Source organism: Bacillus sp. JJ1764, assembly GCF_036962145.1.
In the GTDB taxonomy this organism is placed as follows: domain Bacteria; phylum Bacillota; class Bacilli; order Bacillales; family Cytobacillaceae; genus Neobacillus.
This window is the reverse complement of sequence record NZ_JBALNY010000241.1, coordinates 1-1407: the sequence shown is the minus strand read 5'-3', so window position 1 is coordinate 1407 and position 1407 is coordinate 1. Positions and strand designations below refer to the sequence as shown.

1 protein-coding gene is annotated in these 1407 nt (G+C 30.0%); it reads right to left on the bottom strand.

Translation table 11 applies throughout. The features are described from left to right. Positions 1–1189: AAA family ATPase (locus V7083_RS23240; protein ID WP_335482531.1), on the bottom strand; the 1189-nt coding region annotated here is incomplete at its 3' end. Positions 1190–1407: the final 218 nt, after the last annotated feature.

Here is a 1407-nt window from a genome sequence, read left to right as displayed (position 1 = left end):
AATATATTTTAAAATCAAGACTATTTTTATCATCTCCTTCACAGAACAATACTTTTTTTCTGCTTCCTAATAGCTCTGCTAGAATTGAAGTAGGAAGGGCTGTTTTATCAGGTACAAATTCGATATCCCAAATATTAGGGAAACTGAATTTTTTATTCCACACTAAAGTAGTATTGATTCTAGAAGTAATGAAATCCACAGTATGTGAGCAAAAAATAAATTGACAATCTTCTCTATAATTACATAACAAATCCCATAATTTATTGTATATTGAAGGATTTAGAAAAGTCTCTGGTTCATCCACAATTATATAGCTATTCGTAGGAGCCATTAGTATATTACCTATATAAAAAAGTATACACTTTTCTCCATCACTTAAAGAATTAATATTATATTTATTCCCATCTACAACCGGATATATTGTTCGTAACGTTGAATCAACCTTTAAATCTATATGTGGTAACAAAGTATTCCAAATAGCTCTTAATTGATTAAAAGTAATCCGATCTTTTGGTAGAGCATCTTCTTCCTGTTCTGCAATTTTCATTCCATTTTCAATATAATCGTTTGACAAGGCGGTTACTAACACAGGGAAATTTTCTAGATACTCTTGTTGGAGTCTCCATCCTTCAAAGTCCCCTTTCGAAAAAGAAATAAAATCTTTGCTCTGATATGATTCGACATCCTTTATAGATTTAGTGTAAAGTGTTCGACCCGCCGCATCTGGGAAATAAAATAGTGACTTTTGTGCAGGAATAATAACCATATTAGATATTTTAGATTGTTGAAGTGAACTGACAAAGGAAGATTTTCCAGCCCCATTAGCCCCTATTATAACTATATTATTTTTTGTTTCAGCTAGTTTCTCTAATACATCCATTCTATTGAAGTCTGAATTAAAAGATTTAATAGTATTCACTGCTGATATCATATCATTGAAATTGAAACTTCCGACAAAAGAATATATTTGATCTAATAGTCTTTTTAATGCTTCCTTATATTGTGATGATGTATTTTGTACTTCACTATTTTTCTCCTTATATTCCATAACCTTTTTTTCTAGTTTCTCAATCTGACCTCTGAAAACGTTTCTAGTAACACTACCCTCTAAATGCCCATTACCCTTACTATTCTTTAATTCTTTTATGTTGCTTATAATTACATCATAGATATTAGTATCATTATGCATCTTCAATTCCCCCATAATTTCTCTCACTTATTACCTTTAAAGTAAAAAATGTATAGTCCTGAATCCAAATAGGGGCATCGGTAAACACAAAAGGAGTTTCTTTCATTATTATATCTCTCTATTCGTGTAAATTAATTCACTAGACATTATTTAGATATTTGCATTATATATTTACAATACCCTAACTTTTTTGTTGGTTATCAACCATATATGCATAC